The organism is Paenibacillus sp. FSL P4-0176 (assembly GCF_037975265.1).
GTDB lineage: Bacteria > Bacillota > Bacilli > Paenibacillales > Paenibacillaceae > Paenibacillus > Paenibacillus amylolyticus.
Genome location: NZ_CP150242.1, coordinates 3,390,222 through 3,405,692, shown reverse-complemented (window position 1 = coordinate 3,405,692; position 15,471 = coordinate 3,390,222). Strand labels below are relative to the sequence as shown.

Annotated in this window: 17 protein-coding genes; 5 read left to right on the top strand and 12 right to left on the bottom strand. The window is 43.3% G+C overall.

Annotated elements, in window-relative coordinates; translation table 11 throughout:
* Positions 1-13 precede the first annotated feature (13 nt).
* The 4 genes from rbsD to MKY95_RS15520 all read right to left on the bottom strand — a co-directional run bounded on the left by rbsD (position 14) and on the right by MKY95_RS15520 (position 2,991).
* Entirely contained in the window at positions 14-415 is a 402-nt protein-coding gene (gene rbsD / locus MKY95_RS15535) for a D-ribose pyranase (protein ID WP_017688515.1), read from the bottom strand.
* Entirely contained in the window at positions 415-1,293 is an 879-nt protein-coding gene (gene rbsK, locus MKY95_RS15530) for a ribokinase (protein WP_339199646.1), read from the bottom strand. The genes rbsD and rbsK overlap by 1 nt, the downstream gene beginning before the upstream one ends.
* Entirely contained in the window at positions 1,286-2,275 is a 990-nt protein-coding gene (locus MKY95_RS15525; protein WP_074095042.1) for a LacI family DNA-binding transcriptional regulator, read from the bottom strand. Before MKY95_RS15525 ends, rbsK begins: the two co-directional genes overlap by 8 nt.
* 308 nt (positions 2,276-2,583) lie before the next feature.
* Complete coding sequence (locus MKY95_RS15520; protein ID WP_339187423.1) at positions 2,584-2,991, bottom strand: cupin domain-containing protein; 408 nt, start codon at positions 2,989-2,991, stop codon at positions 2,584-2,586.
* Positions 2,992-3,190: 199 nt separating this feature from the next.
* On the opposite strand from MKY95_RS15520, the gene MKY95_RS15515 reads away from it, so the two are divergent.
* Together MKY95_RS15515 and MKY95_RS15510 are read left to right on the top strand one after the other, a co-directional pair.
* Positions 3,191-3,751 carry a TetR/AcrR family transcriptional regulator gene (locus tag MKY95_RS15515; protein ID WP_339199644.1) on the top strand — a complete coding sequence of 187 codons (561 nt, stop codon included), beginning with the start codon at positions 3,191-3,193 and terminating at the stop codon, positions 3,749-3,751.
* A 160-nt stretch (positions 3,752-3,911) separates the two neighbouring features.
* Entirely contained in the window at positions 3,912-4,880 is a 969-nt protein-coding gene (locus tag MKY95_RS15510; RefSeq protein WP_339199641.1) for a DMT family transporter, read from the top strand.
* Positions 4,881-4,984: 104 nt separating this feature from the next.
* Here the strand turns inward: MKY95_RS15510 and MKY95_RS15505 are convergent, their stop codons facing one another.
* From MKY95_RS15505 to MKY95_RS15495, 3 genes are all read right to left on the bottom strand, one after another.
* Positions 4,985-6,127: a DUF4309 domain-containing protein gene (locus MKY95_RS15505; protein WP_339199639.1), complete on the bottom strand. Its 1,143-nt coding sequence runs from the start codon at positions 6,125-6,127 to the stop codon at positions 4,985-4,987.
* Between the two features lie 295 nt (positions 6,128-6,422).
* Positions 6,423-7,556 carry a serine hydrolase domain-containing protein gene (locus MKY95_RS15500; RefSeq protein ID WP_076253023.1) on the bottom strand — a complete coding sequence of 378 codons (1,134 nt, stop codon included), beginning with the start codon at positions 7,554-7,556 and terminating at the stop codon, positions 6,423-6,425.
* A 257-nt stretch (positions 7,557-7,813) separates the two neighbouring features.
* Positions 7,814-8,668: an aldo/keto reductase gene (locus tag MKY95_RS15495; RefSeq protein ID WP_036615995.1), complete on the bottom strand. Its 855-nt coding sequence runs from the start codon at positions 8,666-8,668 to the stop codon at positions 7,814-7,816.
* A gap of 148 nt (positions 8,669-8,816) precedes the next feature.
* Here MKY95_RS15495 and MKY95_RS15490 point away from each other — a divergent pair, with 148 nt between their 5' ends.
* Complete coding sequence (locus MKY95_RS15490; protein WP_036615998.1) at positions 8,817-9,224, top strand: MerR family transcriptional regulator; 408 nt, start codon at positions 8,817-8,819, stop codon at positions 9,222-9,224.
* A gap of 106 nt (positions 9,225-9,330) precedes the next feature.
* Here the strand turns inward: MKY95_RS15490 and MKY95_RS15485 are convergent, their stop codons facing one another.
* From MKY95_RS15485 to MKY95_RS15475, 3 genes are all read right to left on the bottom strand, one after another.
* The gene (locus tag MKY95_RS15485; protein WP_036615999.1) at positions 9,331-9,921 is read right to left on the bottom strand and encodes a nitroreductase; all 591 of its coding nucleotides are present in this window, start codon (positions 9,919-9,921) and stop codon (positions 9,331-9,333) included.
* Positions 9,922-9,952: 31 nt separating this feature from the next.
* On the bottom strand, positions 9,953-11,923 hold the full coding sequence (locus tag MKY95_RS15480) for an AraC family transcriptional regulator (RefSeq protein ID WP_339199635.1): 1,971 nt from the start codon (positions 11,921-11,923) through the stop codon (positions 9,953-9,955).
* Between the two features lie 181 nt (positions 11,924-12,104).
* Entirely contained in the window at positions 12,105-12,299 is a 195-nt protein-coding gene (locus tag MKY95_RS15475) for a hypothetical protein (protein ID WP_017688524.1), read from the bottom strand.
* 178 nt (positions 12,300-12,477) lie between these two features.
* Here MKY95_RS15475 and MKY95_RS15470 point away from each other — a divergent pair, with 178 nt between their 5' ends.
* The gene (locus MKY95_RS15470) at positions 12,478-13,134 is read left to right on the top strand and encodes a cyclase family protein (RefSeq protein WP_235200839.1); all 657 of its coding nucleotides are present in this window, start codon (positions 12,478-12,480) and stop codon (positions 13,132-13,134) included.
* Between the two features lie 73 nt (positions 13,135-13,207).
* On the opposite strand, the gene MKY95_RS15465 is transcribed toward MKY95_RS15470, so the two are convergent.
* Positions 13,208-14,080, bottom strand: coding sequence for a YitT family protein (locus MKY95_RS15465; protein ID WP_036670902.1), 873 nt, complete (start codon positions 14,078-14,080; stop codon positions 13,208-13,210).
* A gap of 90 nt (positions 14,081-14,170) precedes the next feature.
* A complete protein-coding gene (locus tag MKY95_RS15460; protein ID WP_036670900.1) occupies positions 14,171-14,527 on the bottom strand; it encodes a MerR family transcriptional regulator in 357 nt (118 codons plus the stop codon).
* A gap of 111 nt (positions 14,528-14,638) precedes the next feature.
* Between MKY95_RS15460 and MKY95_RS15455 the strand changes: the two genes are divergently transcribed.
* Complete coding sequence (locus tag MKY95_RS15455) at positions 14,639-15,412, top strand: SDR family NAD(P)-dependent oxidoreductase (protein ID WP_339199631.1); 774 nt, start codon at positions 14,639-14,641, stop codon at positions 15,410-15,412.
* Positions 15,413-15,471: the final 59 nt, after the last annotated feature.

Genomic DNA, 15,471 nt, shown 5'->3' with positions numbered 1-15,471 from the left:
ACGCAACCTCCTTTTAACCGAAATGGACTCCCGATTGTAAAATGCAATTGGCATAGGGTGTGGCTTCACCTGTGCGGATGACCGCTTTCACCTGCCGAGTTAATGCTTTGAATTGTTCATGGCTGACGGAAGCATCAATTGCTTCTACACCGAATTTCTCTGTGATGAATTGCATAGCTACGGGATTGCCTTCGCAAATCTCTTCAGCCACAATGACTTTCTCAATGACCATATCTTCTGCGATCGCTTCCACCACTTCGCGAAAACTTGGTGTTCCCAGTTTGAGGGCCAGATCAATTTTGAGTACCCCGTCCGGTACCGGCAGACCTGCATCCGCAATCGCAATCATGTCCGTATGGCCCAGATCCGACAAAATCTTGGAAATGTGACTATTCAACATGCCATTTCTTTTCATTACAAGCTCTCCTCTACTTCATCACGCGTCGGCATGCCGCCCTGCGCTCCGAACTTGGTGACGGACAACGATGCAGCCCGATTGGCGAAGCGTATACTCTCTTGTAACGCTTTTCCTTCAGCCAAAGCAACTGCAAATGCGGCGTTGAACGTATCCCCTGCCCCCGTAGTATCAACAGCCTCAACTTTATAAGTTGGGACTAGAATTTCCTCAGTGCCATCAAAGTACCGTACACCTTTACTGCCCTCCGTGATGAACAACTTGTTAGGATACTGACGTAATGCCTGTGCCGGACTCATACCCTGAAACAAAATCTCGGCTTCATGCTCGTTTGGCGTGATATATGCGGCATTGTCGATCACTTCTTGCGGCAATGTTCTCGCCGGAGCGGGATTAAGCAGCAGCGGTGTTCCGAGTTCTGCACACAATGCACTCACATGCACAACCGTTTCCTCCGGAATTTCCTGCTGAATTAATACGATATCTGCATCGCGGATCACTTCAGCTGCTTCATCGACATATGCAGGAGTAACTTCCCGATTCGCCGCTTCAACCACTACGATACTATTATCACCTTCTGCCAGAATGATATGAGCCGTTCCACTTTCTAAATGTGTAACCGGTTTCACATTTTGCGTATTTACAGCATTTGCTCTAAAGTTCTCTACAATATCTTTGCCAAAAGCATCGTCGCCTACCCGACCGATCATCGCAACCTCGGCACCCAGTCGTGCAGCGGCAACAGCCTGATTGGCTCCTTTGCCACCAGGAACTGTTTTGAAGCTATCGCCAAGAACGGTTTCACCCGCTCCCGGCCGTCTTGACGAAGTAACAACCAGATCCATCGAACTGCTTCCAATTACACATATTTTAGCCATCTGATCTCACCTTTCTCGTAGTGCCCCGTTCGATGAAACTTACGGGCAACTGTATGTTTTTATTCTCTATTGCAGCTTGTTCCACAAGCTGGATAAGTAATCCCGCCGCTTCTCTTCCCATCTCGTATGCTGGCTGACGGATGGTGGACAATGCCGGCGATAATAGGCTGCTCATCGGAATATCATCGAAACCAATCACTTGTACGTCATCAGGAACCTTTCTTCCGATTCGTGATGCCTCATGCAGTACTGCCATGGCTGCGATGTCATTGCTCGCAATGACCCCGTCTGTGTCCGCATATTTCCTGAATAATTCTTCAGCCCATACACCTGCCTCGTTAATTGAAAATGAGGTCGTCTGGATCACCCGGTAGTCTAACCCAGCATCACGGATGATTTCAATCGCCCCTTCAAAACGATCCTGAGCGGGTCTGATCTGTGACGGTCCCTGCATAACTGTGATCCGGCGACTGCCGCGTTTGATAATCTCCCTTGCAGCTAGTCTTCCACCTTCCCTGCCATCCGCATACACGGATGGACGATCCAGTGAAGTTCTGTCCAGAAACACAACGGGAATCTTCAGGTTTTCATATATCGAAGAATGAGGGTAGTTCGTTGAAGAGATCACACCAACCACGTTGTTCTGGATAAACGTCTGGATGTAATCCTGCTCCTTCCGTTCATCCTCATCACTATTTCCGAATATCAGTCTGTAATCCTGCTCCTGCATCCGGTCCTCTACGCCGCGGGCTAACTGCGGGAAATAAGGGTTCGTAATATCCGGCAACAACAGGCCAATCAGTTTGGATTTACGCTTATATAATGAGCGAGCCACTTCATTCGGCGAAAAGTTAAGCGCCTTCACAGCATCTTCCACTTTTTTGCGTGTGTCCGCATGAACATAACCTCTATCATTAATGACCCTGGATACGGTGGCTACAGATACGCCAGCCAGTTGAGCTACGTCTTTAATTGTTGTCATAAGTTGTTCTCCTCTATGTGTAACCGGTTACAGACATTAAATTATCATATTATTTTCAATTTGACAAGCGTTTTCATTCTGGAAATTTCTCCAAGTATACATAAAGTGCACTAGAATTCATCTATATCATGGTTTCTTCCTGCCAGGGAGATCGATACTTCATAGATGTAAAGAGCCATCACTCGATTAAAACTCAGAGTGATGGCACCAGATCAACATAAGAATCAGCAATCTCCTGAACTTAATTAGCCTTTAATTAACAAATTAGATAGTACCATTTTCGAATAAATCAATTCATAGCGTTTATTTTATAACTCCCCATAAACTTCATCTGTAACAGGTTCCAACCATTCCGGTGTACCTGCAGTGATCGCAATGTGTTCAAACCAACTATCTTTGGCGGCCCCATGCCAGTGTTTCACACCATCATGAGTCACAATAACATCGCCGGCTTTGAGGAATTGAGCAGGTTTTCCTTCTTCCTGATACCAACCTTCCCCACCAGTCACTAACAACAGCTGAAATCCACCGCGATGGATATGCCAGTTATTTCTGCATCCCGGTTCAAACGTTACATTCCCAACACCCACATTCACTTTGGGATCAGCAACCAAGGATTCGAGATAACTTTGCCCTATGAAATATTGCGAAAATGCTTCGTTTTTTTCTCCTACCGGGAATATCACTCCATCTTTAACTTCTTCATGTTTAGCCATTTTATTTCCTCCAGTGTGATCTTATTGATTAATCGTCCTGCTCCTATGTTGACCTAAATATGATTACACACATACGTGCGATATCGCACATTTGTGTATAATATAAAATAATTGCACTGCCTCTGCAAGGATCAAATGAACCCGATCTGTGCCTTATGGCGCAAAGGAACAACATTTGTGCAATTACTCTCTGGAAAGAATGGTGATTACTATCGTTTCTATCACAGATCGAAGAATACTTAAGTCTCAGGAGGCGATCAAATCCGCTTTTATCAAACTCATGAATGAGAAACCTTTTGATACCATTACGATGCAAGATATCTCTGATCATGCAAATGTCGGCCGCAGAACGATATACCATCACTATTCGGACAAATTTGACTTGCTGGATAAATTAATTGAAGAACATATCGATGAACTACGAAGATTGTGCAAGGAAGCATCCGATCTGGATTTTATAGAAAGCAATGTACTTTGGTTCGAATATTTTGAAGTTCACTATTCATTTTTCTCGGCTATGTTACTGAGTAAAGGAGCCCCTTTTTTCCGCAATCGCTTCCTGGCTCTTGTCATTGAAGAACTGGAAGATGAGGTGAATGTAACGGAGGGGAAAAATAAAGGACTAACAAAAGAAGTGATTCTCACGTTCTTTGGTACAGCAATCGTGGGTATCGTGGAATCCTATTTCACGAATGGATTACCCCGGCAACCTCATATTGTCGCAGAACAAGTAGGGATTTTACTAGAAAGGAATCTATAACATAGACTCCTCATGAACCGTTCCTTCTTGATATTCTTATCAGCTGAGGAGCGGTTTATTAATTATCATTACAAAGATTAGCGATATGTGATATGGTCAGTGAGAATATTAATAGATTCATACATACATATGTACATGAAATGTGAGGAGAAGATCGAAAGTGATAGAGAGAAATACCCTTGAGAAACCGAGTAAATTTAGTGATCCCATTTTTGTCATGCTCGTGGCAAGCCTGTGTTGCTTGTTATGGGGAAGTGCGTACCCATCCATCAAACTTGGATATATCGCGTTTAACATTCTGCCGGAAGATATTGCTTCCAAGTATGTATTTGCTGGATACCGGTTTACACTGGCGGGTATGCTGCTCTTGCTCCTGTCTCGTATCGTTAGAAAACAGAAGCTCCAATTAACCAAGCCTCAGTGGACAGACCTCATCATGTTAGGTATATTGCAAACCGGTTTGCAATATATGTTTTTCTACGTTGGCGTAGCCAATACCACAGGTGTCAAAGGCTCTATTATGAACGCAACTACGACCTTTTTCAGTGTTGTTCTGGCCCATTTCATCTATAAAAACGACAAATTAAGCAGAAATAAAATCGTTGGTTGCTTGCTTGGATTCGTTGGCGTAATCATCGTAAACTTCCATACGGATCTGCTTGCTTTTTCCTTTTCATTCACAGGCGAAGGCTTCGTTATTATAGCGGCACTTGTTTTTTCCGTTACAGCCCTTTACGCAAAACGTCTCACCGCCACCATCGATGTTCTGATCATAACAGGTGTCAGCTTATTCGTCGGGGGACTGGTACTTACGCTGTTAGGTCTATCACTCGGCGGTCGTGTCACCCATTTCACCTTGGAATCCACGAGTAACTTAATCTACCTGGCTTTGCTGTCATCTGTCGCATTTTGTCTGTGGAATATGCTTCTCAAGTACAACAAGGTCGGAAGAGTGTCTGTCTATAACTTCCTAATCCCTGTATTTGGAGCTTTATTATCAGCGTTATTCCTGGGGGAAACGATCTTGGAACTGAAAAATCTGGTCGCATTGCTGTTCGTGTCGGTTGGCATTTATTTAGTCAATCGTGTACGTTCTGTGCAAAGCTCTAATAACACTCCAATGAAATAGACTACGCGTCCCACTTTCATGGATAACAAAAAAAGCCGCTAATCAGCGGCTTTTTTTTGTAAATGTGATCAAGCTATGCTTTCATTTCTTTACGATGCTATACCTTAATATATATTCGTAAAGTCAATTAAGTCTTCTTCTTCCAAATAATTAAAAACTATAGTGTGCTTACCCAGCTCATATTCCATCTCATAACCACCCACAACTTCATTATAATATTCCGAGGTGGGTTTTCCCATCCATCGTTTCACATTCCATGGTGAGAGGTACTGCTTTTCATTGTACAGCTGGATAACCGCAATACGTGATTTCTTGCTAAGCTCGTGCATGTATGAATCAAACCCGATGCCGAATTTAGAATAATAATAGTACGCTCCCCATTCCCCGTTTGAACGAGAATTGGGTTTCCCCAGCTTTTTTTGCGCATTTTGAAGCGTCATGCCAATCTTGATGTCCGTCCGGCCTGGCAACACACCCTTTATAGCAGCTTCCTTCAGGCTTTTCAGGTAAGCGCGATCGCCAACACCCGAGTTTGGCCAAGCTTCTGAACGGAGGTTACGTGTATCTTCCAACCGCAATTCCAATTTGTTCACATTCAGCTTAAACGTATCAACCCCATAGACAAATTGAAGGTTGTTGTAATTTTTGAACTGCACTCGGGCACCTGAAAGAGTACGGATTCCATCATCTCTGCTTGCAGAGTAGGAATCGTCGATTTTTTTTCCCTTATTATCGACATATGTTACACGGCGCAATTCCCCGGAACGAACAATATACGTTTTTACCTCATTGAAATTAGAAGTTCCCCAATCGGTGATCATCAGCATGTCTGGTGTACTAGACTCTTTGCTTTTCACAACAAAGTTCCAGGTTTGAGGCAAAATAATCGTACTCAGATCCAGTTTTGCTGCCTGAACAGTTCCGTATGCTGCACCTTTTTTCAGCAAGGCTGCACGATACGTGCCTGAATAACTCTTGTCGCCTTTTTTATTGTTTGTCCAACCATTTTCTTCGGTTAGTGTACTCTTCTGTTCATCATAAGCAAAAATATAAACGGTGTAAGCCGTTTGCTTGGCATCACGAAGCGTAAATGAAAGCCGGCTCATACTTTCGAGCTGTTTGGCGGAGATTTGCTCTCCTTTGGCAGCGGCATTAGGTGGTAGCAGAAGCAATGCGCTCAGAACATAGGTGATTAAGGTAAGTAAGGCCAGAGAAGCCCATTTTGCATTGTGTTTAGGGTGTATCATTGATGACTCTCCTTTGAGTAAAAAAATAAAATCTAACAGCTTTTTCTAATTATGAATCGTTCACAATCTCAACATTCAAACAGGTACTTGCTAGCGTGTAATCTTGATCAAACTATGTAGTTAATATAGATTCATGTTCAATAAGCATATCCTCCTACTAGTACTAATTTCCTAAGAATGATAACATACCCTTTCTAATAAAGAAATAACAATCTAATTAATAGATTTCGAATCATATAACATAAAATAAGCCGCTATATAGCGGCTCTTCAAGTATCTTCGAATACGATATGATTTATAGACAGGAGTAAACCACATTACGTAAGCGTCGTTGAACGTATGGTTCCTGACTGTTCAGCAGGTGCTGTGCATACATGACTGTAAGCTCTGAATCCGGATCAATAATAGCCATACACCCAGCAGCGCCGCTCCAACCAAATTCGCCAATTGGGCTCAGCGAACCACTGCCTGCTTTGGAGATATGTGTACGGACACCTAGTCCATAGCCGTATCCATACATATGATCCCAGGAATAATCAGCACGAGTCATCTCGTTCAGGTGGTCCGTTCGCATCAGTTCCACTGAAGCTTGTGACAGAATGCGCACGCCTTGTGGACTCGTACCATGCCCAGTAAGCGCGTTCAGAAAACGTGCATAATCGCTAACGGTTGATAGCAACCCTGCACCGCCGCTTTCCAGCTCCGTACCCACACGGAATCCATTACCGTCAAAACGTACAGCCTTTTCAAGCTCATCATTATAAGCATACTGTGGAATCAGGCGTGTCTGCTGCTCATCGTTCAGATTAAACGCTGTATCGTTCATGCCAAGGGGTCCGGTGATTTCGTCCCGCAGATACGTACCAAAGCGTTTGCCACTTACCACTTCCACCAAGGCTCCTAACACATCATGGCACATGCTGTAATTCCAGTGTGTCCCTGGTTCAAACAGCAGTGGTTCTTTCGCAAGCGCTCTCGCGAAGTCACGTGTTGGTAATGTTCCGTCGGTGCTTTTTACAGCTTCTTGAATGCTTGGACTACCCACGTCATACGAGAACCCGGCGGTCATGGTGAACAAATCACGTACTGTAATGGCTTTTGTCGCCTTTTCCAGCCGGATCTCGCCGTTCGCCATCGTTTTCTTTACCGTCATCTCAGCATACTCTGGCAGATAATCAGACAGTGGGTCGCTTAGCAGCATTTCACCTCTCTCCACCAGTTGCAATCCTGCCACGCAGGTCATAATTTTGGTCATGGAGTATAGATTGAAGATCGCTCCATCACCGATAGGTGTTTTCTCTTCCAGATTGGCGTATCCATTACGATAATGGAAAACGGTATCATTTCGATGCATCACCAGCACCTCTGCCCACGGTATACGCCAGGATGTAATGCGGTCAATAAATGAAGCAAGCGGTTTAAAGTCCATTTTTTCCCGTCCTTCTATGTAAAATCGTTTATCATTTTGCGATGTGGTACATGTTCACTCCCACAATCGACATATTATTAATATACGACCTTTTACAACGATTGACTACCATCTATATTGCTTCAATGATCGTAACAGGAACAGCTGGTTAACTGAGATTCTCTTCCTGTAATACAACAAGCCAGACAGATGATCTGTCTGGCTTGTTGTAATTTCATAAGTTCGTCTACAATGAGCACGATATTGAATAAGTTGGATTACAGTCCTTTCTTGCCATAGTCAGTCAAGAATTCTACGGTTTGAGGATCATAATGTGAGAAAAAGGAGCTTGTTCCTGTATCCAGTGCTGCTACCTTTTCCATATCCTCCAAGGTCAATTCAAAATCAAATACATTGAAGTTCTCTTCCATTCTATTTTTGTTGACCGTTTTCGGAATAACAACCACTCCTCTTTGAATCAAGAAACGCAGAGCGACTTGGGCCGTCGATTTGTTGTATTTTTGACCTACTTCATGCAACGTCGCATTCGTGAATAAGTCATTTTTGCCTTCCGCGAATGGTCCCCAGGATTCAATCTGCGTATTATATTTTTTCATGATCTCATGTGCCTCTGTCTGCTGATTGAACACATGGGTTTCAACTTGATTAATTGCCGGTACGACTTCGCTGAACTGAACAAGATCGATATATCGGTCCGGATAGAAATTGCTTACTCCGATAGCTTTGATTTTCCCCGCTTTATATAACTCTTCCATAGCTCGATATGTTCCATAATAGTCATTAAACGGTTGATGGATCAGGACCAGGTCCAGATATTCCAGTTGGAGTTTCCGCAGAGATTCCTCTATGGATGCTTTGGCTTTTTCATACCCTGCATTTGAAATCCATACCTTGGTCGTGATGAAAAATTCATCTCGAGGTACTCCGCTTTTTTGAATAGCGCGGCCCACGGCTTCTTCGTTACGGTAGGCTTGTGCTGTATCAATAGAACGATACCCAACGCTGATTGCATCAAGCACACATTTCTCGCATTCTTCCTGATCAGCAATCTGGTACACACCATATCCCAAAATAGGCATCTGAACTCCGTTATTCAACGTAACATATTCCATCGAGTGACACTCCTTGTTAGTTATAATTTTTTGAGATTTACAGTCTAATAACCTTAAACTATACTTAGGGTATCACCTTCGAGTAACTCGAAGTCAATCTTTTTCTATCATTTTTCATTCCATACTTGAAGACATAAGGAGTTTCGTCATGTATAACGTCAAAGAAGTCGCCAAACTGCTCGACCTTTCCGAACATACGGTTCGTTTCTATACAGATAAAGGGCTCGTTCCAAATCTGCAACGCGACAAAAACAATAACCGTCTTTTTGACGAAGAATCCGTAAACTGGCTTACGGGTGTAAAATATCTAAAACAGTGCGGTATGTCTGTGGAACAAATTAAAGCTTATGTGGATCTCTGCCTTGAGGGGAACTCAACCATACAAAAGCGCTATGAGATCATTTTACGGCAGAAGGAAGCCGCGTTTGCTCAGTTGGAAGAAGCCCAACAACGAGTCCAATATATGATCAATAAAGCAGACCATTATCAGGATATTATTAACTTAATCATCCCAGATGATACCAATCCGGGACATTGGAACAAAATGAAAGCCTGACTGTTACGCAAAATTCAAAGATCGCCAAAAAAGCCGCTAATTTAGCGGCTTGGTGAGAAATATTCTATGAATTTTTGAACATCTGATAGTACGTTACTAATGGCAACTAATGCTGTTGCGCGTCTTCTCCTGCCACCGAGACACAGGTCAATAACTCTTCTGCTGGAGTACGAGGACGAGGCTTGGGAATCTTATCCTGATCAAAGTACCCCAGATGAAGTGTGCCAATGATTCTCTCCCCTGGTCTCACACCGGTCTTGAAGTAGAAATCAGGATCGAAATTATATTCATTCGTCTTCCACACTACGCCGATATCCTGCTCCCATGCCAGGAGTTGAATATTTTGAATAAGGGCAGCACTAGCCCCCACAGCATCTTCCCATACCCGTTGTCTCGGATCAGCCTCAATCACAACCAGCAGATGGGCTTGGATAGATTCGCAATAGTCCTTTTGCAGCTTCTCTGTCCAGCGCTCCCGCTCATCTTTGGAAAACGTATGTAGCACCGCATCAGCAAATTGCTTCCGACCTTCTTCTACAAATAATATGAAGCGCCATGGCTCTTTACGGGAATGAACAGGTGCCCACACGGCCGCTTCCAGCAAGTGCATGATCGTTTCTTTCGCCAGCGGTTTGCCATTGAACTGACGAATGGTTCTTCGTTCACGAATGAGCTTCTCTACGACGGACGTTTCCATATGCATTAATCCTCCTGTCTAGTTTCCTTATTTATTGGGTAAGGAAACTTACCGCTTCGTCGATAATCTTGCTCTGTCCAATGGGTCCTCCCGGACCTTGGAACCACAAGCCGTAGTCAACGATGTAGACATTGTTGTTTTTAACAGCATTCAGGCTTTTCCACACTGCTGTTTTTTGCAATTCTGTCGTTTCATTTTCGTCTGATGACAACAGGAAAATATGATCCGGGTTAAACGATGGTAACGACTCCATGGAGATTACTTTCATTGAATCTGTCGGGTCAGGTATGGATACAGGAGGTGTCAAGCCTAGATCGTCGTACAGAACCTCGTAGTTTCTTTTACTGTAATAACGCACTTCTTTATCGGATAAACGCAGGAACATCACGGTCTCGTCTCCGATGGATTGCTTGATTTTCTCACGGGCTTCTGCAGCCTTCTTTTCGTATTCTTCAATGACCTGTTTGGCCTGATCCGTCTTCCCTAACATATCTCCCATATGTAACAGGCTTGTCTTCATACGAATAATACCTTGCTCGTCCTGCAGCTTCTCTGCCAGCAAGGTAGGGGCAATTTTGCTGAGACTGTCATAGGCATCACTCATGAAATCCTGACCGATAATCAGGTCTGGCTCTGCCGCCAATATGCTTTCGTAGTTGGGATCAACCTGCCAGCCCAGATTTTCTTTTCCTTGTAGTTGATCGGACAGGTAGGTAGGAAACTGATCACTCCCCTCCTCATTACTGGATGCTGCCTGGGGTACAATACCGAGTGCTAACAAATAGTCAGTTGCAGCCGGGAACAACGAAATAATATGCTGAGGATCACCTTTGATGACAGTTTCTCCCCAAGGATGTTTAACAACACGCTCCTGTACTGTTGATTCGGTGGATTGCGCGACTTCGGTGGTTGGAGCATTGTTACCGCTTGTTCCATTACTGCTTGTTGCTGAACTGCCCTGAGAAGGGGAACAGGCTGATATTAATAAAGTAAGGCTGAGCATCAAAAGCAATGCAACGGGTTTTCTCGATCTCATAGATGTAAGTGATTCTCCTTTTGAGTTGTATTGATAATAATTATCATCATCAATAGGATCATAACCGCGATGCATGGGACTGACAATGGACAATTCTGATTCTTGAATAGCATTATTCTGACCGGTTGGCAGGGCGATACATTTTTGTTTGAACCGACCTGGTGAAAGGCCAACATGCTTTTTAAATAAACGATTAAAATAGATCACATCTGGAATGCCGATTGCCTCGGCAATCTTCTGAAGAGATGCATCTGTGTGCAACAGCAGCTCCTTGGCTTTGTACATCCGTATCCGAGTTAAATAGGTAATCAGACTGCTGCCTGTCTCTTTCTTGAACGTTCTCGACAGATGCCCTGCACTGCAATCCAGAAGTTCTGCGAGCGGATCGACCATAACGGGCAACATGTAGTTCTCTTGAAGATAACGAACGGCTTGAGCTACCAGATCGGGCTTGGCAGTCTCAATTCCTTGTGCACTTAACTGCCTCATTAATTCATTAATAAATTGATAAAATAACGTCTTTACCTGAAATTTCGAGAACGCATCCGTCCGTTCCCAATGTTGCTCTATTCTTTGGACTTTATCATATAAGTCAATGGGATAGCTTGGGGCGAAAGCATATTGCACGTGAAACGGGACATGTTGCCTGAGCAGAGCTTGATTCTCACGAGTATTGGATAACGACAAATTAGCCCGATAAAACATCAAATAAAATTCGAATGAATCCTCGCTCAGGGAGATATTCATCCATACCCCCTTGCCTCCATGTAAGACTTGCATCTGATCGATCGCGTACATCGTGTCATCCAGCGTAATCGTTGCATTGCCGCGAACTGTATATATAAAACCGCTAATTGGAAATCGATAGGCATGGATGGGTTCGCCAGCGCGCACGACGACGTGACGCACATCCCATATTTTAATTGAGGCCAGATTCCATAACTTCACATGCTCTTCTACGTGCATCTCTTCCTTCACCTTCCACAACCCATTAAGTTAGCAAAACATCAGCAAAATCAGCGGATATTTTCACTTTTCTCCATTCTATCGATAATCATTCTCAACTACAACATATATCTTCCTGTTAGATAAAATGCTACGCACGAATAAGCCGATCCATGAAAGGATCGGCTTATGTTGTAACGTTTTAGACTTCGCCGCGTCTGTTCTCAACCGATTTCATACGGTTTTGGTCATCTGGCACTCGGTCAACACTGAACTCTTGACCAGCTTCAACCTCACCATGACCTGAAATATTTCGGGAAAAATTAGTGAACTGTCTTTTTTGTTCATCCAGTTCATGTTTTTGCTTCAAAAGCTCTTGCGGGTCCTGCTTTGTCACTATGCTAACCTCCCATAGGAATCATGCTATTTAATCACACTACAGAAGTTTTCCATAATAGAGCTGTGCTTATGCATGAAGTACCGATTCCTTTCATAATATGAGTCCATACATTCACCAAACATTATATAAATCCTGTGTGACATAAAGGAGAGAACAATAGATGAAGCGGATCCTCTTGTCCTATCCTCTTAGTGTAAATACTCCCGTTTATAAAGATAACCCTTCTGTTGAGATTCAGCAGCAGTCCAGCATAGATCAAGGAGACCTGTATAACCAATTTATCATCACATCCCTCAACCATAATGGAACTCATATTGACGGGCCTTGGCATTTCAATCCGCAAGGTCTAAAAATAAGCGAGATTCCAATAGACTATTTTATCTTTACTCATCCAACAATCCTCGATATTCCCAAAGGTAATGATGAACTTATTACCAAAGCTGACCTGGAGCCGTATGAGCACCAGATCGCTGGCTCTGATCTACTGCTCATACGTACAGGTTTTGGCAAGTTTCGATCATCTGACCCTATTCGTTATAGTGATCATAACCCAGGATTTGCAGCGGATGCTGCAAGCTACCTGATGGTTTTTGATTCATTGCGAGCAGTTGGGATGGATATGATCTCTTCAGGCTCTGTGATTCATGTGGATGAAGCTATCGCTTTTCATCAAATTATGCTCGGGAAAGGTCGGGTTGATGGCAAGTTCATTCTACTTATAGAGGATATGAATTTAAACCATAATTTATCTGGAATTGAAAAGGTATATGCTGTTCCATTATATATTGAAGGTGTTGACAGTAGCTTCAGTACAGTTTTTACGGAAGCTTGATTTTTTTTATATACATAAGGTAAACAAAAACGCGCTGGCAAGAGTATTCCTCCTGTCAGCGCGTTTTTGTATGTTAGTGAATATCTTTCTTTTTGAAATTGCCGCCTCTCACTTCAGCTACATCGTATACGACTACAAAAGCAGTTGGGTCAATTTCGTGAATGATATCTTTAATTTTACTCTCTTCCATCCGGTTAATGACACAAGTAATTTCCTTGAATTGCTCATTAGAGTAGCCACCGTAAGCCTCGGTATACGTTGCTCCACGGCCTAAGCGGTCCCGAATGGTTTCAACCATAATCTCAGGTTGATTCGTAATAATTTTAAACGTTTTGGAGCCGCTTAAGCCCTCTTCAACAATATGTATTACTTTGGAAGCAATGAAATACGCAAGTCCTGACAAGATCGCGCCTTGCAGACCAAACACGGTAGAAACAACAATAAAGACAAACATGTTGAGGAACAGAATGAGATCACTGGTTCCAAAAGGTACTTTTCGCGAAAGGAGTACAGCCAGCATATCTATGCCATCCAATGCCCCGCCATTACGTAATGCAAGTCCCATACCAAAACCGATGATAATCCCGCCGACAACCGTAACAAGCAAGGTATCACCTTCAATGATGGTTGGTACATGGTGCATCAGACTGGTGCTGATTGCGAGTGAAGCAATACCGATGATCGAATATAACGCAAAGCTTTTTCCGATTTGCTTGTACCCGAGCCACACAAATGGAATGTTAATAATCCCGATGAGCATCCCCAGTGGTAATCCGAACAGCTGTGATCCTACGATACTCAGACCTGTGACACCACCATCTGAGACATTATTCGGGATCAATATGGCTTCGAGGCCATATGCCGTTATAAATCCCCCAATGATAATCAATAATACTTTGGAGAGGATCTTTAACTTGTTTGACTTTTGTTTTCTGTTTTGATGCATTGCATTTCCCCCTTGATGAACAACCGATAAAAAACAGTCTATAATAAAAATCACTGTTTTGGCAATAGATCGTCATTGGTGTGTGTTAGTTCATTGTCCGATGAGCGTTCGATACGACGAAATTTTATGCTCAAGCATCTCATCTGCTGTGTTAAGTATGTGCATCTGTTTTTGAATCGACTCTTTATGCTCCTCCAGCAGCTTCAAACGATCCGCCGCCGTATGCTCCCCTTCCTGAAACAAGGACGCATATTTCTTAATAATAGCAATGGGCATTTGAGTCTCTTTTAATTTGATCACAAATTGCAGCCACTTCAGGTGTGACTCGTTGTATCGCCTGTCTCCACTGGCATCTCGGAGAGGAGTTACAATCTGTTCCTTCTCATAATAACGCAACGTATGTGCACTGATATGGAGTAATTCTGCCACTTCACCAATGGTATGCATGGTTAACCTCCCCTCCATTTTCCCGCTTGACTTAGAGTAAGCTCTAATCAGTATAATCAACTCGTGGTCACATCACAATAAAAAATGAAATCAGATCCAGGAGGAATTCCCATGAAATACACAGTGATTACCGGTGCCAGTTCGGGCATTGGATATGAAGCGGCTTTAGCTTTTGCAGCTCGTGGCAAAAATATAATCCTGGCAGCACGCAGAACCGATGAATTGGACAAATTAAAAGCAAAGGTAGCTGAAATCAATCCTGATCTGGATGTTGTCATTCGTACAGTGGATCTGTCCATTGCCGCTAATGTGTATGAATTCTATGAGAGTCTTCAGGCTTACTCCATTGAGACGTGGATTAACAACGCAGGATTCGGGAATTTTGCTTCCGTTGGCGAACAACACCTGCCCAAGATTGAGCAGATGCTTCATCTTAATATAGAAGCTCTTACGATTCTTTCTTCCCTGTATGTACGTGATTATGCAGATGTTGATGGCACACAGATCATTAATATCTCCTCTGGTGGTGGATATACGATTGTAGCCGATGCAGTAACCTACTGCGCAACCAAGTTCTATGTAAGTGCCTTTACCGAAGGACTTGCGCAAGAGTTAAAAGGTAAGAACGCAGCGATGCAAGCCAAAGTTCTCGCACCGGCTGCAACCGAGACTGAGTTTGCGAAACATTCCTTTAATGTAGACGAGTTTGAATATGAAGGCAGAGTTCCCAAATTCCATACGGCGGAACAAATGGCTGGATTTTTGCTGGAGTTGTATGACAGTGAAAGTGTAGTCGGCATTGTGGATGGGTTGACGTATGACTTTGAACTAAGAGAACCGATTTTTCCCTACGCTGCACGAGCAACCTCTAAACCGAAAAATTAACCCGAAAACTGAAGTCGAAGCTAAGTCGGCTTAATACCGGAAAACATTCACCTAACCCC